This is a genomic window from Staphylococcus sp. HMSC062H10 (assembly GCF_001836945.1).
GTDB lineage: Bacteria > Bacillota > Bacilli > Staphylococcales > Staphylococcaceae > Staphylococcus > Staphylococcus aureus.
Map to the genome: position 1 here is coordinate 1 of NZ_KV830986.1, position 21211 is coordinate 21211.

Consider the following 21211-nt stretch of genomic DNA (forward strand, 5'->3'; position numbering starts at 1 on the left):
ATTAGTGGCTCTTTATCATTTCTGTCCCACTCCCTAGTTATAAGCATGATACTTACGAGTTGAGTATGTCATTCTTTAAATAAGGTTTTAATAGTATTAAGGTTTCATCAGCTTTATTTTGATAATCTGAATCACCGTTTAATGCAAAATTCACCATAACACCTAGTACAGCTGAAGTTAAAAAACATAATAATGTTGATTTACTTATACCTTCATTAATGACGCTTTTAGCAATTTTATTTTCTAGTTGTTTGTAAATAACAGTCTCTAGTTTTTTACTGAATAGTGCTGAAATTGAACTTTTGAATAAAACACTGAAAATGTCTTTATTGTTATATAAATATTCAAACCACTTAATATTACCAAGTTTAAAATTTATCTGCTCTTTGAAATGACATATCTCTACAAAATCTGAAATATAATCGCTCATAATACGTTCAACTAAATCATATTTATCATTGAAATGTGCGTAAAAGGTTCTTCTAACGATATCAGATTTATCACATATATCTGTCACTGTGATGTCTTCGATGTGTTGCTCTTTTAACAACGTAATCATTGTTTGTTTCAATGTCCGTTGTGTTTTTTTAATACGTTTATCCATGATATAGCTCCTAAATATTGCTCGAAAATTAAGTACCTGTGCAATAAGTCTTTTTTCACTACCTTTTAAGTTTAAAAATGATAGGTGAAGGTATATATTAGTGTAACACTTGTTATTTAAAACACAAGTGAGTAATAAAAGAGGTGATGTTAGTTGGAAAAGAAAAATATTTTAATCATAGGTGCAAGTGGTCAAATTTCTCAAGAGTTAATTGACTTATTATTAGATAAAACAGAACATCATTTAACACTTTACTTAAGAAATAAAGCGAAATTGATGAATATAGAAGATGGAAATCGCGTAACACTAATTGAAGCAGATGCAACAGATGAAGCTGCCTTGGAAAATGCATTGGATCAAATTGATGTTGTATTCGCTAGTTTAGCCGGTAATATAGATGAACAAGCTCAGGCAATTGTATCAGCAATGGAAAAGAAAAATGTACAACGACTTATTTTTGTAACTGCATTAGGTATATATGATGAGGTGCCTGGCGCATTTGGCAAATGGAACAATGACAATATTGGACCGTATCTTCCACCATATAAGAAAGCAGCAGATATTATTGAAGCATCTAGTTTAGACTATACAGTATTACGTCCCGCATGGTTGACGAACAACGATGAGATTGAATATGAAACAACAGTTAAAGGAGAAAATTTTAAAGGCACAGAAGTTTCGCGTAAAAGTGTTGCTGCATTAGGATTAGAAATCATTGAGAATCCTTCAATCCACGTTAAAGAAAGTTTAGGCGTAAATAAACCAAATACAGATGGCGATAAGCCACACTGGTTATAAGGAGTTTTCAACTTGAAAAAAGTAAATTTTAAAAGTAATAACTTAAATGTAGTAGCTAATATGTATTTCCCAGAAAATTTTGATGAAAATAATCAATATCCTGCAATTGTCGTTAATCATCCAGCAGGAGGCGTGAAAGAACAAACAGCTGGTTTATATGCAGAACGACTAGCAACTTTAGGTTATGTCACGATGGCTTATGATGCAAGTTATCAAGGTGAAAGTGAAGGACAACCACATAATTTAGAAAATCCATCATCACGTGTAGAAGATGTAAGAGCTGCTGTGGATTACTTTAATACACTTGATTTTATAGATGATAGTCGTATTGGTGCACTTGGTGGCTATACAATTAAAGCAGCGCAAACTGAAAAACGTATTAAAGCTGTAGTAGGCATTAGTGCTGCTGACATCGGTCAAAACTTCCGTAAAGGTTGGACGGGTAATCAAGATGAAAAAGACATTAATCCTTTATTAGAACAAGTTGCAGAACAAAGAAAAGCAGAAGCAAATGGTGCACCACAAAAGCTAGTAGGTTTTGTTCCAGAAGAACCAACTGAAGATATGGATCAAGAAACAAAAGATGGATGGGAATATTATCGTACGCCAAGAGCGCAACATGAACGTTCAATTAATCAATTTCCATTTATTAGTTTCGATCGTATCATTGAATTTACTGCATTTGATTTAGTAGATAAATTATTGACACAACCTGTGCTGTTTATCGCTGGTAGTGAAGCTGGTACATTATGGCAAAGTGAAAATGCATATGAACGTGCACTAGAACCGAAAGATATCCACATTGTAGAAGGTGCGAATCATTTTGATATGTATGACAAAGAACCATTTGTAACTGAAGCGGTTGAAAAAATGAACTCATTTTATGGTCAATATTTATAAAAATTCCCGTAAGATTGAAATGAATTTATTTAAGAGAAATGATTGGTTTTGTGTTATAACGAAAGCACCTATTTTTATAATTTGTCTTTAAAAGAGTGGAAGTGGAATACTTTTTGGAGTTAAAAAAGTGTTTCACGTTAAACAAATAGTGACAATTAGGTTTATATAAAATGAACATGATTCACTGAAAGTATGTAATAATCATTTTATTGAAATTCATCAAACAGAAAGTAATACAATCATATAAGCAAATTAAACCACGCCATCATCATCTAGAATGACTTCGGCGTGGTTTTTATAGTTGAAGCGGGGCTGAGACATAAATTAATGTCCCACATTCCCTTATCGTTCAATCGTTGTTCGATAATCGATTAAATAGATACCTTCAGGTGTTACTTTATAATTTTTAACTTTAGAGTTAGCAGCGACTATTTGATCGTTGTAAGCAATATAACTGTTTGGTACATCTCGACTTGATAATTTAATAATATCATTAGAAATATTGTGACGTTCCTTAACATCTACAGTGTGATTCAATTGATTAATTAAAGCATCAACGTTGCTATTATTGTAGTCTCCTTTATTAATAGCACCATCTTTTTTATATGCTTGATTAAAGAAATAGCCTGTATCTCCACGAGGAATCGTTCCGAAACTATACATCGTTGCATCCCATGCAGAACGGTCTTTTAAGTAACCTTCAATGTCATCAACACTTTTAATGTCGATTTCAATATTTGCTTTTTTAGCATCTGATTGTAATACTTGCGCAATTTTCGATAGCTCTGGACGACCGTCATACGTAATTAACTTAATTTTTAAAGGGTGTTCTTTTGTATAACCATCTTTAGCTAATAACGTTTTTGCTTGTTCGATATTTTGTTTGGTTAACTTAGGTTCTTTAATATATGGAATTTTATCATTAAATGGACTCGTTGCAGGTTTCGCGTAACCTTGATAAATATGATCTGCAATACCTTGTCTATCAATGATATGATCTAATGCTTCACGAACGGATTTAGTCATTTTTTTATTAGTATGATTATACATAAGTAAAGAAGTTCTAAATCCTGATTCTTTTGACACTTTTAAATTTTGATTGTTTTCTATGTCTTGAACTTTATTAACTGGGACATCAGTTATTAAATCATCTTTTTGAGATTCTAAATTTCTGACGCGATTATTGCCGTCTTCTTGGTACGTCACAGTAATATGATCAAGTTTCGGTTTACCTTGCCAATAGTCCTTAAAATTCGACAATGATATTTTTCGAGATTGCTTATAATTTTTTATTTGGTAAGGGCCTGTGCCAACAGGAGTTTGATTAACATCTGATTTAGCATCTGTATCATAAATTGCCATAAAAGGATTAGCTAATTCAGATACAAGTTCAGGGTAAGCGGAGTTGGTTTTAATTGTCAGTTTTTGACCTTTAGCGGTAATTGATGATATTGGTAATGAATATTTGACCAAGTCGCTTTTTTTCATGCTATTTTCAAGGCTAGATTTCACTTTTTCTGCAGTCAATTTTTGACCGTTTTGAAATTTAACATTATCTTTTAATTCTATATCTAACGTTGTATCATTTGGTTGATGATACGATTTCACTAATACTTTTTCTATTTTTCCTTGATCATTTGTTTTAAATAATGATTCTGCAGCACCAATCTTAACTGGTACATCTGTTTCATAAGGTGCAATAGACTTTGTTTTTAACGGTAACGAAATATTTAAGTCTTTGCCAGATGAATGCATTGAGCCACATCCTGATAACACTAATACTGCTGAAAATATAGTTGCTAGTCTTTTAAACTTCATTTCATTAACACTCTCTTTCTAATTACTATGTAAAACCCAATAATTAATATTTTAAAACTTTATTTTGTTAAAGTAAAATGTTGTTCGAGTTTAGTAATTATTAAAGTTCAATTAATTGTAGTAATTATGCTTTTTAAAAATAAATATTAGAAATGAAGTTAGCGACATGTATAGTGATTCACGACAAATATATATAACTAAGTATTGAGCAACTGCTGTAGTACTACAGCTTGATTATGTTCTGTATCTTTTGCGGCATATAACAATAGAACATGATTATGCTGATTTACAATATCCTTTAATTTTTCAAAAGCTTCTTTTTGCGTCTCATTGTCTCGCAATTCTTTTTCATATTTTTCTTTAAAAGCTCCAAAAAGTTTAGGATCATGTTGGAACCATTGTCGCAACTCAGTAGAAGGGGCAATGTCTTTTAACCAATAATCTAGGTTAGCAGTTCTTTTCGAAATACCTCTTGGCCAGACTCTATCGACTAGGATACGAATAGCGTCGGTATTATCTTTATTGTCATAAATACGTCCAATATCTACGGTCATCTTGTGAACTCCTTTCTTATGAAATTCAGTGAGCATGCATCAATGCATGTTGTGGTGGGACGACGAAATAAATTTTGCGAAAATATCATTACTGTCCCACTCCCAATTAAAAAACAGCCATGACAAAGTAAAGTCATAGCTGTTTTTGTATAGATGTCATTTATTTTTACGTTTAGTTAAATACTTCAAACCAAGTGCAAAGACCGTGTACCCGGCTATAGTTTGTATCAATGTTTTAATTAAATTATTATTTTTAACAATAATATTTGCAGTAACAATACTTACGAAATATAATGCAAATACTTTTACGTAACGTTGATTAAGTTTCATATGAGCACTAAACCTCTTTTCTCAGTTATACTGCAACGCTTAGTCTTGGAATAAATGTTTCGTAGTGTACGCGATCCATATCGTAATTTAAAGATTTAAGTGCTTCGATCATAGATTGTAAGAATTTTGTACCACCACAGATATAAATTTCAGGTTTATTTGCTAAAAATACTTGTAATTCTTCAGCGCCAATATAGCCTTGTTTATCTTTTAAGTGAGTATATAACTTAGCGTTGTCATGATGGCTTGCGATACTGTTGAAGTTGTCTTTGAAAGGTAAATGTTGTTCATTTTCAGCAACTTGAACCATCTGTGTATCTAAACCTTTGGCAGAGGCAGTTTCATACATTGCTACTAAAGGTGTGACGCCAATACCTGAACCTAAGAAAAGTTGTGGTTCAGTCGTATTCTCTAATACGAATCCACCTACAGGCGCAGCTAGATTAATCATATCGCCTTCTTTAATCTCATCGTGTAAAATTGTTGAAACTTCGCCTTCATGTTCTGTTGTGACATCACGTTTAACGCCAAAAGTTAAATGATTTTTATCACCTGATACGATAGAATAGTGACGTTTAGCTCTATATGGAAGTTTATCACTAGAAACATCAACTGTGATGTATTGGCCTGGTGTAAATTCACTAAAGTCATATTCTTCAGTTTCAACTGTAAATGATTTAATGTCTTCAGATTCTTGTTTAATATTGGTAATTTTGAATGGTTTAAAACCAATCCACATCATTTGATCATAAATTTCTTTTTCAATTTGGATGAACACATCCGCAATAACGCCATATGCTTTCGCCCAAGCTTGAATGACAGGGTCATCTTCTTCTAATCCTGTCACGTCTTGAATAGCTTTTAATAAATTTTCCCCCACAATTGGATAATGTTCAGCATAAACTTGTAGTGCGCAGTGTTTATATGCAACTGGCATAATGACTGGTTTAATAATACTTAAATTATCGATGTTAACAGCTGCAGCCATTACTGCTTGTGCTAATGCTGAAGATTGCATGCCTCGTTTTTGGTTCGTTTGATTAAACATATTTAAAAGTTCAGGATGTGCCTTAAACATTTTCGGATAAAAAGTTGACGTAATTTCTGTTCCTTTTTCTTTAAGCAATGGCACCGTTTGTTTGATTATGTCTTTCTCTTGTTCTGTAAGCATGATACTCCTCCTTTAATCTGTCTATTTTGATTATTCTACTAAAAATTTCGATATTCAATTAATTGGTTTGAGAAAATATAAATAAAATGGCAAATTTGATAATTGTATGACATTTTTAATTTTTTAAATACTTATCAATAAGTATTGTGTACAATTGTCTGTTTGCACACCGACGATTGTACGCATTTATTTGGCTAATTCAAAAAACATTGTTGTTTTCTTAGAAAAAAGTAAACATGATAATAAAAATGTGAAAGTGTAAATAATCACTGGCGAAGTACGAAGACTAAAGACATCTAAGATGTAATCGTATACAAATTAAAAAGGTGTAAAAATTAAAATAAAATGTGAAATAAATCACAATTTAATATTGACCCAGTACTTAATGCATGTTACATTTTATATGTGAAATAAATCACAAACTTAAAAGCGGATGACACATGACCTTTTAAGTTATGCGTTGAAAATAAAAGAGATGTTTATTTGCTTTTGTATCGTCAATAAGCAGCATTAAACTAACATATTTGAAACTACACGTATGTTAGTGAATTAATCATAAGGGAGTTTTTGTAATGAACAAATTTAAAGGGAACAAAGTTGTATTAATAGGTAATGGTGCAGTAGGTTCAAGCTACGCATTTTCATTAGTAAACCAAAGCATTGTTGATGAATTAGTCATCATTGATTTAGACACTGATAAAGTTCGAGGAGATGTTATGGATTTAAAACATGCCACACCATATTCTCCAACAACAGTTCGTGTGAAAGCTGGCGAATACAGTGATTGTCATGATGCGGATCTAGTTGTCATCTGTGCTGGTGCTGCACAAAAACCTGGAGAAACACGTTTAGATTTAGTATCTAAAAACTTGAAAATATTCAAATCAATTGTTGGTGAAGTAATGGCATCAAAATTTGATGGTATTTTCTTGGTAGCTACAAATCCTGTTGATATTTTAGCGTATGCAACATGGAAATTCTCTGGTTTACCTAAAGAACGCGTTATAGGTTCTGGTACAATTTTAGATTCTGCACGCTTTAGATTATTGTTAAGCGAAGCGTTCGATGTTGCGCCACGTAGCGTCGATGCTCTAATTATTGGTGAACATGGTGACACTGAATTACCAGTATGGTCACACGCTAATATTGCGGGTCAACCTTTGAAGACATTACTTGAACAACGTCCTGAGGGCAAAGCGCAAATTGAACAAATTTTTGTTCAAACACGTGATGCAGCATATGACATTATTCAAGCTAAAGGTGCCACTTATTATGGTGTTGCAATGGGATTAGCTAGAATTACTGAAGCGATTTTCAGAAATGAAGATGCCGTATTGACTGTATCAGCATTATTAGAAGGCGAATATGATGAAGAAGATGTTTATATTGGTGTTCCAGCAGTCATCAATAGAAACGGTATTCGCAACGTCGTAGAAATCCCATTAAACGACGAAGAACAAAGCAAGTTCGCACATTCAGCTAAAACATTAAAAGATATTATGGCTGAAGCAGAAGAACTTAAATAACTTTTTATAAAATCTATACCATTCCAAAAATTGTAAAACCTTACCCCAAAAAATTGTATAAAGGGCTATTTGATACAACTTTATGTGTCGAGTAGCCCTATTTTTAATGTAGTGAAAGTCGTTGTTGAAATTAAATTCAAATCTGGCACTTAAGCTTTAATCATAGCATTAAGATGATTGTCTAGCAGAGGCGATTTGCGGGCTTACTACAGTGCATGATGAACTTAATGCTTCAAATGTAACATTAAAAATAAAAGCAACGATGTCACTTCTTACTTCGTACATCGTTGCCATTAGTTCTGTTGATATTTCGGTTAGTCTTAATCCCCGAGCAATTCTTCAATTTCATTTTTGATAACTGTAACGTGAGGCCCATAAATTACTTGCACACCAGTGCCTTGCTGGATTACACCTTTGGCACCAGTACTTTCGAGTAATACTTTATCGACTTTGTCATTTTGATGAAGTGTGACGCGTAGTCTCGTTGCACAACAGTCAACGATTTCAATGTTATCTTCGCCTCCCAAACCAGCAACAATAGTTTGTGCTCTTTCAGTAGCCTCAACTTGTTGTGCTGCAACTTTATCTTCACGACCAGGTGTTTTGAAATTAAATTTCGTAATTAAGAATCTGAAAACGATGTAATACAAACAGAACCACACAATTCCAATAGGTATGACATATAGGTAGTTTGTTTTACTATTACCTTGTAGCACACCAAAAAGTAAGAAATCGATAAAGCCTCCACTGAAGGTTTGACCAATTGTAATGTTGAAAATGTCTGCCATCATAAATGCTAATCCATCAAAGAAGGCATGGATTACATAAAGAATAGGTGCGACAAACAAGAAACTAAACTCTAAAGGTTCGGTAATACCTGTTAAAAATGAAGTGAGTGCAGCGGATAACATTAAACCGCCGACAACTTTTTTATGTTCAGGTTTAGCCGTGTGATAAATTGCAAGTGCGGCACCACATAAGCCGAACATCATCGTAATAAAACGGCCTGACATAAAGCGCGACACACCTGAATAATACTTCGTCACATCTGGATCACCAAGTTGAGCAAAGAAGATGTTCTGCGTACCTTGAACTAAGTGCCCTTTGACTTCTAAAGTACCACCAAGTGCCGTCTGCCAAAACGGTAAGTAAAAAATATGATGTAAACCGAGTGGACCTAACAATCTTAAGATGAAGCCATAAACAAAAGTACCGATGGCACCTGTTTTCGTTACAAATCCACCAACATGATAAATGCCGGCTTGTATGCTTGGCCAAATGAAAAACATCAATACACCTAAAAAGATTGCGGCAAATGCTGTAACAATAGGGACAAATCTAGAGCCACCAAAGAAACCTAAATACGGTGGTAATACCACTTTGTGATATTTGTTGTGAAGTATTGCGGTCATAATACCTGTGATAATCCCGCCAAAAACACCGGTTTCAACCGTTTGTATACCGAGCACTATGCCTTGTCCATTTTGTGCAAGTTGATCTTTTGCCAATGTGCCTGTGATAGTTAATAAGCCATTCATAGTTGCGTTCATAATTAAGAAACCGAGCAGTGCAGCTAAACCTGCAGTACCTTTATCGCTTCTAGATAATCCGATTGCGACACCAATTGCAAAGATGACTGGTAAATTTTGGAAAACAATACTACCTGCAGCTGACATTAATGTAAAAATATTTTGTAATAAGGTAATATCTAAAATAGGGTATGCTTTAACGGTGTTTGGATTACTTAATGCACCACCGATACCCAACAATAGACCTGCAGCTGGTAAGATTGCGATAGGTAACATAAAGGACTTGCCGAACTGCTGTGCTTTTTCAAATAAAGATTTCATCAACATCCCTCCTAATTATTTTCAATATAGCTTTTGAGAAATTTAATATCAATATATATTCTGTGGATGAAAATATTTTTCATAAAAATTGTTTGAATCATGTAACAATCATATAAATTGCTGTTTATATTGTTGTGAAAATGAGTTGACAAAAGTCGGTATAGTTCTGTAGACATCCTATTTTTTAGCGAGGTAAGGTGACAAAGAATATCGGATAAATTTATAAGTCATAAAATAGATAAATAGTTTTTGTATCCAAAACTATGAGAAAGTTAAAACTATTTTTCAAAATAAACATGATTAACCACATAAATAAATATACATAAGCTATCGATAACAACTTAAGAAAGGTGGAATTTTGAATGAAGAGAAAGATAATTATGGATTGTGATCCAGGACACGATGATGCAATAGCATTAATTTTAGCGGGGGCAATTGACAGTCCACTAGAGATATTAGCTGTAACCACAGTCGCAGGTAATCAATCAGTTGACAAGAATACGACAAACGCCTTGAACGTATTGGATATTATGGGACGCCAAGATATAGCAGTAGCGAAAGGTGCGGATAGGCCGTTAATTAAACCAGCTGCCTTTGCTTCTGAAATACATGGGGAATCTGGATTAGATGGTCCGAAACTACCGGCGACACCATCACGTCAAGCAGTTGCAATGCCAGCATCAGATGTGATTATTAACAAAGTGATGACGAGTGATACACCTGTAACAATTGTAGCGACAGGTCCTCTTACGAATGTAGCAACGGCATTGATTCGTGAGCCAAGAATCGCTGAGCATATTGAATCTATTACTTTGATGGGTGGTGGTACATTTGGAAATTGGACGCCTACAGCAGAATTCAATATTTGGGTAGATGCTGAAGCAGCGAAGCGTGTTTTTGAAAGTGGGATTACTATAAATGTGTTTGGTTTGGATGTAACACATCAAGTTTTAGCCGACGATCACGTGATTGAACGCTTTGAAAGTATCAATAATCCTGTTGCGCAGTTCGTCGTAGAATTATTGCAATTCTTTAAGAAGACATACAAGACTCACTTTAATATGGACGGTGGTCCAATACATGATGCTTGTACAATTTTGTATTTGTTACAACCAGAATTGTTTACAATGGTACCTGTTAATATCGAAATTGAACATCAAAGTCCACTAACTTATGGCACTATGGCTGTCGATTTAAATCATGTTACAGGTAAGCCTGCCAATGCTTATTTTGCTACAACAGTTGATGTTGAAGAAGTGTGGAACTTGATAGATCATAAGTTACGTACATACGAATAATAATACTTAATTAAATAGATACAGTTAACCCTAAGGCGCCTGATATAAGCGTCCTTAGGGTTTTTGTAGTGGATTACATTGGTCATGACAATTTGATAATGACTGAGATATGTAAATTAAAAATGCACTCGAAAAACTCGAAATACAAATAGATATGTAAAAATTTCAATTGCTTTATTTTAAAAGATTAAAATTGCAAATAATACCGATATAATTGGAATGCTGTCAAAACATCACAATGATGTACATACTCATTTTGAAAATATGTGTTCAAAGTGTGTACATCGGTGTGACGATTGATGATAAATTGAGCTCAGATGCTCAAAGGAGGATCGAACATGAACGGGGATAATCAGCAAATACTCAGAGAAATTGTATTGAATCCTACTATTCATGGTAAAGAACTTGAATCGATATTTGGTTTGTCTCGTAGACAACTAGGATATCGCATTCAAAAAATCAATTTGTGGCTTGAACAAGAGGGCTATCCAAAACTTGAAAGAACAAGCCAAGGAAATTTTATTGTAAGTTCTGAAATCATGACGTTATTCAAACGAGATGTATCGGAGCAGCAAATGTTAAACGGCAACAATATCATTTTTAGCATAGAAACACGTCGTTATTATTTAATGCTCATGCTTTTTAGTAAGGAAAACGCAATGTCTCTAAACCATTTTTCAATTGATTTACAAGTCAGTAAAAATACTGTCATTCACGATATAAATCATGTAAAAGAGCAATTGGAAGATCATGGTTTGTCACTTAAGTATTCTCGAAAACATGGTTATGAAATTGTTGGTGATGAATTTGAAGTTCGCCGTTTCTTCATTAAGTTGATTGATCAAAGGTTGAATCATGATATTACTAAAAGTGAAGTCTTAAAGGCGCTCAACTTAACATTCGAAGATATCGCATATCAAAAAGACAAGATCAAACAGGTAGAACAATTTTTGAAGAGTCGCTTTATAGACAAATCACTTAGTTCATTGCCTTATGTCCTTTGTGTGATTCGTAGACGAATTCAAAGTGGTCATGTGATTAATCCATTAAATATTAATTATCAGTATTTGAGGGATACGAAAGAATATCAAGCAACGGAGATTATGACGCAACATGAGCCGGATTTGCCAGAAGCGGAAAAGTTATATTTGACATTACACTTACTTTCAACAAGTGTGCAATGGACTGATTTGCAGGAATCAGATAACATATCGAATTTAACGATGGCCATCGCTCAAATGATTCACCATTTTGAACAAATCACTTTTATTAACATTGAAGATAAGGAGAAATTATCACAGCAACTCTTGTTACATTTAACGCCTGCTTTTTATAGGATTAAATATAACTTAACGGATCGTGATGAATTAATAAATCCTTTACAAGGAAATTATCAATCGTTATTTCATATGGTGAAACAATCATGTCAATCGTTAACTGAATATTTCGGAAAATCGTTACCTGATAATGAAATAGCATATTTAACCATGTTGTTCGGAGGTAGTTTGAGACGTCAAGATGAAAACTTCGATGGCAAGATAAAAGCTATTATCGTGTGTACACAAGGCACGTCAGTATCACAAATGATGTTATACGAGTTGCGAAACTTATTTCCAGAAATTATTTTCTTAGATGCGATTTCACTTAGAACATTTGAAAATTACACATTAGATTATGACATCGTCTTTTCGCCAATGTTTGTCCTAACACATAAAAAATTATTTATCACAAAAGTAGCGTTATCTGAAAATGAGCAACGAAAGTTACGTAAAGAAGTGATGAAGTACATTAATAAGGAATCGGCTGACATTGATAAGGAAATAAACAAGTTAATGGCATTAATTGAACGTACTACGACAGTTAATGACATTACAGAACTACGTGATGGTTTAGAAGATTTTATTGCGAATTATAATTCGATTTTAACCATTAATGGATCGATTGTCACACAAAATAAGACATTAGATTTAGCTGACTTGATACCAGCAAGGCACGTGAAAAGAATACATCATGTTGAAAATATTGATGAAGCTATTGCTAAAGCAAGTGATGTGTTAGTTGCTAATCATTTTATTGATATTAAATATATTCATGAGATGCAACAGGTATTTGATGATTCGTATATGGTTATCATGCAAAATATTGCTATTCCACATGCATACTCTGAAAAGCATGTACATAAAACAGCGATGAGTATGTTGATTTTACAAGAACCAATATACATGTCAGATGGCACAGCAATCCATATTATTGTACCTATTGCTGCTGTTGATAAAGTGACACACTTAAGAGCGTTATTACAATTGAGAGATGTGGCGCAAGACAATGACGCAATTGAGCGCATCATACAAAGTCGCAGAAATTCTGATGTTAATGAGATTTTAAAAAATTATTCAAATAAAGAAGCGAGGGAAAATGGATGGGACAGCAATTAGTGCATGAAGAAAATATAATGCTCAATTTGTCGGCAACTGATAAAGAATCCGTATTGTCACAAATGTCAGATGTTTTATTTCAAAACGGATTTGTAAAAGCAACGTTTAAAGATGCAGTTATCGACAGAGAAAAGGAATTTGCGACAGGATTACCGACGCATTTATGTTCGGTCGCCATACCACATACAGATGTCGAACATATTAACCATAGAACAATTGGTGTGGCTGTTTTAGAAAAAGAAGTGCCATTTGTTGAAATGGGAACACTTGATCAACAGACAGAAGTGAAAATTGTCTTCATGCTAGCTATGGATAAAGTGGATGATCAACTTAAACTATTACAGCAGTTGATGCAAATTTTTCAAAATGAAGAAAAATTGGAGCAGATTCTACGAACGAAAGACGAAACAATTTTAGCAACACTAATCAATGATTATTTGGAATATAACTAAAAATTAATTGGAGGAATTGAAAATGAAACAAGTATTAGTAGCGTGTGGTGCAGGTATTGCAACGTCAACAGTAGTAAATAATGCAATTGAGGAAATGGCGAAGGAACACAATATTAAAGTAGATATTAAACAAATCAAAATTACAGAAGTTGGGCCTTATGAAGACACTGCAGATTTATTAGTTACAACTGCAATGACAAAGAAAGAATATAAATTCCCAGTTATCAACGCACGTAATTTCTTAACTGGTATTGGTATTGAAGAAACAAAGCAACAAATCTTAACAGAGTTACAAAAATAACTGAATTGATATGTACCGTGGGTCAATAACATATAAATATATGCAAATTGCATATAAATGACTATCACGACAAATGATTGTTGATGACATAGAAACGCAGTGACTGTAATTCAAAGGGATTGCAGTCGAATGTAGCAAGGGTAGTCGTTGAAATGACCGTAACGACAAATGTAATCACAATTGGAAAATATCGTGACAATGCATATATAACAGGGAGGGTTTAAATATGAGTTACTTCACTGATTTTGTAAGGGGATTTTTAGATTTAGGTGCAACTGTTATTTTACCGGTTGTCATATTCTTGCTTGGCCTATTCTTTAGGCAGAAAATTGGCGCGGCATTTAGGTCTGGTTTAACAATAGGTGTGGCTTTTGTAGGGATTTTCTTAGTCATCGATTTATTAGTTAAAAATTTAGGGCCAGCAGCACAAGCGATGGTTAAAAATTTAGGCGTCAGTCTGAATGTGATTGATGTAGGTTGGCCAGCAACATCATCTATCGCTTGGGCATCATCTGTCGCAGCATTTATTATTCCACTCGGAATCATAGTTAACGTTGTATTGCTAGTAACTAAAGTGACAAAGACGATGAATGTAGATATTTGGAATTTTTGGCATTATACGTTTACAGCAGCAATGGTTTATGCCGTATCAGGCAGTATTTGGCAAGCGTTATTAGCAGCAGTTATTTTCCAAGTTATCTGTTTGAAAGTAGCAGATTGGACAGCACCGATGATGAGTGAGTTCTTTGATTTACCAGGTGTATCGATTGCTACAGGAAGTACAATTTCTTATGCACCAGGTATTTACTTAGTTAAATTGTTACAAAGAGTACCCGGTCTGAATAAGTTAGATGCTGATCCTGAAACAATTCAAAAACGTTTTGGCGCATTTGGAGAGTCTATCTTTGTCGGATTAATTTTAGGTTTAGGTATTGGTGTGTTAGCAGGTTACAAACCTGGAGACATCATTAATTTAGGAATGTCAATGGCTGCAGTAATGGTATTAATGCCTAGAATGGTAAAAATCTTAATGGAAGGTTTAATGCCAGTTTCAGAGTCTGCAAGAACATGGCTAAATAAACGTTTTGGCGAACGTGAAATTTATATAGGATTGGATGCGGCTGTAGCATTAGGTCATCCAGCGGTTATTTCGACAGCATTAATTTTAGTACCTATCACTGTTTTGTTAGCCGTTATTTTACCAGGAAACCAAGTACTACCTTTTGGTGACTTAGCAACGATACCATTTGTTGTCGCGTTTATTGTTGGTGCAGCAAGAGGAAACATTATTCATTCTGTCATTGTGGGTACGATTATGATTGCAATTTCACTATATATTGCAACAGACGTAGCACCTATTTTCACAGATATGGCGAAAGGTACGAATGTACAAATGCCAAAAGGTTCATCTGAAATTTCAAGTATTGATCAAGGTGGTAATATCGTTAACTATCTTATCTTTAAACTATTTAGTCTATTCAATTAAAAATCGAGGTGTTTGTGGTGAAAGCTTTAGTAAAAACAAGAGAAGGATATGGCAACTTAGAACTTCTTGATAAAGAAGTTGCAACACCGCTAGATGATAAAGTAAAGATTGAAGTACATTATGCAGGAATTTGTGGCACAGATATTCATACTTATGAAGGTCATTATAAAGTTAATTTTCCAGTGACATTAGGTCATGAATTTTCTGGTGAAATCGTTGAAGTTGGAGCAGACGTTAAAGATTTTAAAGTTGGTGACCGTGTCACTTCTGAAACGACATTCTATGTTTGTAATGAGTGTGAATACTGTAAATCCAAAGACTATAATTTATGCAACCATCGAAAAGGTATTGGAACACAAGTAGATGGCGCATTTACAAATTATGTCATTGCACGTGAAGAAAGTTTGCATCATATTCCAGACGAAGTATCGTACCAGTCTGCAGCTATGACAGAACCATTAGCATGTGCACATCATGGCGTTTCTAAGATTCAAGTGAACTCTGGTGATATAGCAGTTGTAATGGGGCCTGGGCCAATCGGATTACTTGTAGCACAAGTGTTAAAAAGTAAAGGCGCAACTGTTGTGGTAACTGGATTGGACAATGATAAAGTCAGATTAGGTAAAGCAGAAGCATTGCACATGGATTATGTAGTCAATTTACAACAAACAGACTTAAAAACGTATATCAATGGAATTACAGACGGTTACGGGGCAGATGTTGTTGTTGAATGTTCAGGTGCAGTTCCAGCAGCACGACAAGGTTTGGATATTTTACGCAAAAAAGGTTTCTACAGTCAAATAGGTATTTTTAAGGATGCTGAAATTCCATTTGATATGGAAAAAGTGATTCAAAAAGAAATAACAGTTGTTGGTAGTAGAAGTCAAAAGCCAGCAGATTGGGAACCTTCATTACAACTGATGGCAGATGGATTAGTGGATGCTGAAGCTTTGGTGACAAAAATATATGATATTTCGAAATGGGACGAGGCGTATCAACATTTAAAATCTGGCGAAGGTATTAAAGCATTACTTAAGCCGCTCGATTTAGATGAAAATGAAGGAGAGAATTAATATGGTAGAATCAATGCTAACTTTTATGCTTGGGCCATTGAGACAAATCACTGATTTTTATATGGAACATCTGCTTGTAAGTAATTCTATCGTCATTGCAGGTTATTTTGCGACAGGTATTTTTAAAAAGAAAAAAGTTGTGAATTAAATCAAAGTTGAGGTGATTTACAAGTGAAAGCATTGAAATTATATGGCGTGGAAGATTTACGGTATGAGGATAATGAAAAGCCAATCATTGAAAGTGCGAATGACGTTATTGTTAAAGTGCGAGCGACTGGCATATGTGGTTCAGATACGTCACGATACAAAAAAATGGGGCCATACATTAAAGGTATGCCATTTGGTCATGAATTTTCAGGTGTTGTAGATGCCATTGGAAGTGATGTTACGCATGTTAAGGTCGGCGACAAAGTCACAGGTTGTCCAGCAATACCTTGTTATCAATGTGAGTATTGTTTAAAAGGTGAATATGCACGATGTGAAAAGTTATTCGTCATTGGCTCATATGAACCTGGATCGTTCGCGGAATATGTCAAATTGCCAGCGCAAAATGTTTTAAAGGTTCCAGACAATGTTGATTACATTGAAGCAGCAATGGTTGAGCCATCAGCCGTTGTTGCGCATGGGTTTTATAAATCGAATATACAACCTGGTATGACTGTTGCAGTAATGGGGTGTGGCAGTATAGGTTTGTTAGCTATTCAATGGGCACGAATATTTGGTGCTGCACATATCATCGCTATAGATATAGATGCACATAAACTAGAAATTGCAAAATCATTGGGCGCACATCAAACAATCAATTCAAAAGAAGAAAATCTTGAGAAATTCATCGAAAATCATTACGCCAATCAAATCGATTTAGCTATAGAATCATCAGGGGCTAAAGTTACGATTGGTCAAATATTGACGCTACCTAAAAAAGGAGGCGAGGTGGTATTACTCGGAATACCATATGATGATATTGAGATTGATCGCGTTCATTTTGAAAAAATTCTGCGTAACGAGTTGACAGTATGTGGCTCTTGGAACTGTTTGTCCAGTAATTTCCCGGGGAAAGAGTGGATGGCAACCTTACATTATATGAAGACGAAAGATATTAATGTAAAGCCTATTATTTCTCATTTTTTACCGTTAGAAAAAGGCCCGGAGACATTTGATAAATTAGTTAACAAGAAAGAACGATTTGATAAAGTTATGTTTACGATTTATTAGTATGCACCTTTGAGGACGAAAACGCTGGTATAGTTATAGCTATGAAAGTGCGAATGCCGTCTGGTCTACAGATACTATCGAAATAATTCATCTTCGAATATACGTTGCTAAATAGCCGGTTTACTTGTGTGAAATATGCTTGTGAATCGGTTGTTTTGCATTTTGTATACTTAAAATGAGATGGCAATATTTGATGATTTTTAGAGTGAAAATCAAGTACAGCCACTTAATAAGATAAATTTATTATAATATATGGTAAAATGATGGCAGTAATAATGAATTTGAAAAAGAGTAAACATTAATACCTTTAACAATTTAATATCGTCAGTGTTAATGATTAACTGCATGACACAACAACTTAGAATGGTCAGTTACAAAAATACATTTTTATAAAAAATTATCACACTATTGCGACAACTGCCTTTGGCTTAATAAAAGAGGCAAATGAGCAATAGGTTAGGCTTATGTGCGGGCATAGGTCAGTAATGTATTAATGAAAATGATGTAATGACAGAATGGAGGACAACATGATTTATGCAGGTATTTTAGCAGGAGGTATTGGTTCGAGAATGGGAAACGTGCCATTACCAAAACAATTTTTAGATATTGATAATAAACCGATTTTAATTCATACAATTGAGAAGTTCATTTTAGTGAGTGAATTTAATGAGATTATTATCGCAACGCCAGCACAGTGGATTTCCCATACACAGGATATTTTAAAAAAATATAACATTACAGATCAACGTGTCAAAGTAGTTGCAGGTGGTACGGATCGAAACGAAACAATTATGAATATTATCGACTATATTCGCAATGTAAATGGAATTAATAATGATGATGTGATTGTAACTCATGATGCCGTAAGACCATTTTTAACTCAACGTATTATTAAAGAGAATATTGAAGTAGCAGAAAAATATGGTGCAGTAGATACAGTCATTGAAGCAATCGATACGATTGTAATGTCTAAAGATAAACAGAACATACACAGTATCCCTGTAAGGAATGAAATGTATCAAGGCCAAACACCACAATCATTTAATATTAAATTATTACAAGATAGTTATCGCGCCTTAAGTAGTGAACAAAAAGAAATCTTATCAGATGCATGTAAAATCATTGTCGAATCTGGACATGCAGTTAAATTGGTACGTGGAGAACTATACAACATTAAAGTGACAACACCGTATGATTTAAAAGTAGCAAATGCCATTATTCAAGGTGATATTGCCGATGATTAATCAAGTATATCAACTCGTTGCACCGAGACAGTTCGACGTCACATATAATAATGTTGATATTTATGGTAATCATGTCATCGTAAGACCTTTATACTTGTCTATTTGTGCAGCTGATCAAAGGTATTACACAGGTCGAAGAGATGAAAATGTACTGCGCAAAAAATTACCAATGTCACTAGTTCATGAAGCTGTTGGTGAAGTTGTATTTGATAGTAAAGGGGTATTTGAAAAAGGTACGAAAGTAGTAATGGTGCCGAATACACCTACAGAGCAACATCATATTATTGCGGAGAATTACTTAGCCTCTAGTTATTTTAGATCTAGTGGTTATGATGGTTTTATGCAAGACTACGTTGTGATGGCACATGATCGTATCGTTCCGCTGCCTAATGACATTGACTTGAGTACGATTTCATACACAGAGTTAGTGTCAGTAAGTTATCATGCTATACAACGATTTGAACGTAAATCTATACCTTTGAAAATCAGCTTTGGTATTTGGGGTGATGGCAACTTAGGTTATATTACTGCTATTTTGCTACGTAAGTTGTACCCAGAAGCTAAAATTTATGTATTTGGTAAGACAGACTATAAATTAAGTCATTTTTCATTTGTAGATGACATCTATACATTAAATCAAATACCAGATGATCTTAAAATTGATCATGCATTTGAATGTGTTGGAGGTAAAGGAAGTCAAGTTGCACTTCAACAAATAGTTGAACATATTTCACCAGAAGGCAGTATTGCTTTGTTAGGCGTAAGTGAATTACCCGTGGAAGTGAATACACGATTAGTACTTGAAAAAGGATTAACGTTGATTGGTAGTAGTCGAAGCGGCTCTAAAGATTTTGAGCAAGTTGTTGATTTATATCGTAAGTACCCAGACATTGTTGAAAAGTTAGCCTTATTAAAAGGACATGAAATTAATGTATGTACGATGCAAGATATCGTCCAAGCGTTTGAAATGGATTTATCGACATCTTGGGGAAAAACAGTATTGAAATGGACGATTTAATAAACCGATGGGGGAATAACAATGACAAAAACGAAACAAGCAATACATATTGATAACATATACTGGGAACGTGTTCAGTTATATATTGAAGGACATAGTGAAGGTGTCGATTTAACATCAGGACAATTTGTTCTGAGGAATTTAACCGAAACAAAAACATTAGAAGCAAATGAAATGAAAATAGACGGTAATACATTTAAATGTAGATTCAACGTCGCAATATTAGACGATGGATATTATTTACCAATGGATAAATATTTATTTGTTTATCATGACCAGTTAGAGTATATTGGACAACTTAATCCAAATATTATTGATCAAGCTTATGCAGCATTAAATGAAGAGCAAATTGAAGAATACAATGAGCTGACTACACAAAATGGAAAAGCAAACTATGTGTTAGCCAACGAAGCTAAAGTTTTCCGCAAAGGTGGGGTATCACAACATACGGTTTATACCATTACTCCAGAAATAGCAAGTGACGTTAACGAATTTGTATTTGATATTGAAATCACCTTACCTCAAGAGAAATTAGGGGTCATTGCGACAAGCGCACACTGGCTTCATAAACAAGGCCATAAAGCTTCATTTGAAAGTAGAAGTTTCTTATTTAAAGCTATTTTTAATATTACAAAGTTACTACATATTAAAAGAAGCAAAACAATATTATTCACATCAGATTCGCGTCCGAATTTATCAGGGAATTTCAAGTATGTATATGATGAGTTACTACGCCAAAAAGTAGATTTTGATTATGATATTAAAACGATATTTAAGGCGAATATTACGGATAGACGTAAATGGAGAGACAAGTTTAGATTGCCATATTTACTTGGTAAGGCTGATTATATTTTTGTCGATGATTTCCATCCATTAATTTATACGGTTCGCTTTAGACCATCACAAGAAATTATTCAAGTGTGGCATGCCGTTGGTGCTTTTAAAACAGTTGGCTTTAGTCGTACAGGTAAAAAAGGGGGTCCGTTTATCGATTCATTAAACCATCGTAGTTACACGAAAGCATATGTATCATCAGAAACCGATATTCCATTTTATGCTGAAGCATTTGGAATTAGAGAAGAAAATGTTGTACCAACAGGTGTACCACGTACTGATGTACTATTTGATGAAGCTTATG

21 protein-coding genes and 1 pseudogene are annotated in these 21211 nt (G+C 34.1%); 15 read left to right on the top strand and 7 right to left on the bottom strand.

From position 1 onward, the window contains the following. Nucleotides 1-52: 52 nt before the first annotated feature. On the bottom strand, nt 53-604 hold the full coding sequence (locus tag HMPREF2658_RS09030) for a TetR/AcrR family transcriptional regulator (RefSeq protein ID WP_000361245.1): 552 nt from the start codon (nt 602-604) through the stop codon (nt 53-55). Nucleotides 605-757: 153 nt separating this feature from the next. Between HMPREF2658_RS09030 and HMPREF2658_RS09035 the strand changes: the two genes are divergently transcribed. Both HMPREF2658_RS09035 and HMPREF2658_RS09040 read left to right on the top strand, forming a co-directional pair. Then, a complete protein-coding gene (locus HMPREF2658_RS09035; RefSeq protein WP_000412502.1) occupies nt 758-1402 on the top strand; it encodes an SDR family oxidoreductase in 645 nt (214 codons plus the stop codon). A 12-nt stretch (nt 1403-1414) separates the two neighbouring features. Then, a complete protein-coding gene (locus HMPREF2658_RS09040) occupies nt 1415-2302 on the top strand; it encodes an alpha/beta hydrolase (protein WP_000757487.1) in 888 nt (295 codons plus the stop codon). A 342-nt stretch (nt 2303-2644) separates the two neighbouring features. Here the strand turns inward: HMPREF2658_RS09040 and nikA are convergent, their stop codons facing one another. From nikA to HMPREF2658_RS09060, 4 genes are all read right to left on the bottom strand, one after another. Further along, nucleotides 2645-4120 (bottom strand): nickel ABC transporter substrate-binding protein, encoded by a 1476-nt coding sequence (nikA, locus tag HMPREF2658_RS09045; protein WP_000669672.1) that lies wholly within the window; start codon nt 4118-4120, stop codon nt 2645-2647. Between the two features lie 197 nt (nt 4121-4317). Beyond that, the gene (locus HMPREF2658_RS09050) at nt 4318-4674 is read right to left on the bottom strand and encodes a DUF488 domain-containing protein (protein ID WP_000215213.1); all 357 of its coding nucleotides are present in this window, start codon (nt 4672-4674) and stop codon (nt 4318-4320) included. A 156-nt stretch (nt 4675-4830) separates the two neighbouring features. Further along, nucleotides 4831-5004 (bottom strand): hypothetical protein, encoded by a 174-nt coding sequence (locus tag HMPREF2658_RS09055; RefSeq protein WP_000773988.1) that lies wholly within the window; start codon nt 5002-5004, stop codon nt 4831-4833. A 25-nt stretch (nt 5005-5029) separates the two neighbouring features. Continuing rightward, entirely contained in the window at nt 5030-6175 is a 1146-nt protein-coding gene (locus HMPREF2658_RS09060; RefSeq protein WP_000954817.1) for a globin domain-containing protein, read from the bottom strand. Nucleotides 6176-6329: 154 nt separating this feature from the next. Here HMPREF2658_RS09060 and HMPREF2658_RS09065 point away from each other — a divergent pair, with 154 nt between their 5' ends. Together HMPREF2658_RS09065 and HMPREF2658_RS09070 are read left to right on the top strand one after the other, a co-directional pair. Further along, complete coding sequence (locus HMPREF2658_RS09065; protein WP_031785494.1) at nt 6330-6437, top strand: hypothetical protein; 108 nt, start codon at nt 6330-6332, stop codon at nt 6435-6437. A 310-nt stretch (nt 6438-6747) separates the two neighbouring features. Continuing rightward, nucleotides 6748-7701 (top strand): L-lactate dehydrogenase, encoded by a 954-nt coding sequence (locus tag HMPREF2658_RS09070; RefSeq protein ID WP_001031873.1) that lies wholly within the window; start codon nt 6748-6750, stop codon nt 7699-7701. 168 nt (nt 7702-7869) lie between these two features. Here the strand turns inward: HMPREF2658_RS09070 and HMPREF2658_RS14875 are convergent, their stop codons facing one another. Continuing rightward, nucleotides 7870-7995, bottom strand: coding sequence for a hypothetical protein (locus tag HMPREF2658_RS14875; protein WP_001789457.1), 126 nt, complete (start codon nt 7993-7995; stop codon nt 7870-7872). 26 nt (nt 7996-8021) lie between these two features. Further along, on the bottom strand, nt 8022-9551 hold the full coding sequence (locus HMPREF2658_RS09080) for a PTS transporter subunit EIIC (protein WP_000838200.1): 1530 nt from the start codon (nt 9549-9551) through the stop codon (nt 8022-8024). Between the two features lie 362 nt (nt 9552-9913). On the opposite strand from HMPREF2658_RS09080, the gene HMPREF2658_RS09085 reads away from it, so the two are divergent. The 11 genes and pseudogenes from HMPREF2658_RS09085 to tarK form a co-directional block, all read left to right on the top strand. Next, nucleotides 9914-10849: a nucleoside hydrolase gene (locus HMPREF2658_RS09085; protein ID WP_000823213.1), complete on the top strand. Its 936-nt coding sequence runs from the start codon at nt 9914-9916 to the stop codon at nt 10847-10849. Nucleotides 10850-11187: 338 nt separating this feature from the next. Continuing rightward, on the top strand, nt 11188-13284 hold the full coding sequence (locus HMPREF2658_RS09090) for a BglG family transcription antiterminator (protein WP_001012722.1): 2097 nt from the start codon (nt 11188-11190) through the stop codon (nt 13282-13284). Beyond that, complete coding sequence (locus tag HMPREF2658_RS09095; RefSeq protein WP_000531473.1) at nt 13269-13736, top strand: PTS sugar transporter subunit IIA; 468 nt, start codon at nt 13269-13271, stop codon at nt 13734-13736. The genes HMPREF2658_RS09090 and HMPREF2658_RS09095 overlap by 16 nt, the downstream gene beginning before the upstream one ends. Nucleotides 13737-13758: 22 nt before the next feature. Further along, complete coding sequence (locus tag HMPREF2658_RS09100; RefSeq protein ID WP_000815795.1) at nt 13759-14037, top strand: PTS sugar transporter subunit IIB; 279 nt, start codon at nt 13759-13761, stop codon at nt 14035-14037. Between the two features lie 226 nt (nt 14038-14263). Then, nucleotides 14264-15523 carry a PTS galactitol transporter subunit IIC gene (locus tag HMPREF2658_RS09105; RefSeq protein WP_000120115.1) on the top strand — a complete coding sequence of 420 codons (1260 nt, stop codon included), beginning with the start codon at nt 14264-14266 and terminating at the stop codon, nt 15521-15523. A gap of 17 nt (nt 15524-15540) precedes the next feature. After that, entirely contained in the window at nt 15541-16596 is a 1056-nt protein-coding gene (locus tag HMPREF2658_RS09110; RefSeq protein ID WP_000646217.1) for a zinc-binding dehydrogenase, read from the top strand. Between the two features lies 1 nt (nt 16597). Next, complete coding sequence (locus HMPREF2658_RS09115) at nt 16598-16744, top strand: hypothetical protein (RefSeq protein ID WP_000230358.1); 147 nt, start codon at nt 16598-16600, stop codon at nt 16742-16744. Between the two features lie 23 nt (nt 16745-16767). After that, the gene (locus tag HMPREF2658_RS09120) at nt 16768-17811 is read left to right on the top strand and encodes a galactitol-1-phosphate 5-dehydrogenase (RefSeq protein WP_000645598.1); all 1044 of its coding nucleotides are present in this window, start codon (nt 16768-16770) and stop codon (nt 17809-17811) included. 527 nt (nt 17812-18338) lie between these two features. Continuing rightward, the gene (locus HMPREF2658_RS09125; protein ID WP_000638480.1) at nt 18339-19055 is read left to right on the top strand and encodes a 2-C-methyl-D-erythritol 4-phosphate cytidylyltransferase; all 717 of its coding nucleotides are present in this window, start codon (nt 18339-18341) and stop codon (nt 19053-19055) included. Next, entirely contained in the window at nt 19048-20073 is a 1026-nt protein-coding gene (locus tag HMPREF2658_RS09130) for an alcohol dehydrogenase catalytic domain-containing protein (protein WP_070854358.1), read from the top strand. The genes HMPREF2658_RS09125 and HMPREF2658_RS09130 overlap by 8 nt, the downstream gene beginning before the upstream one ends. Before the next feature lie 174 nt (nt 20074-20247). Next, a pseudogene (gene tarK, locus HMPREF2658_RS09135) lies at nt 20248-21211 on the top strand (teichoic acid ribitol-phosphate polymerase TarK); the annotation flags it as partial.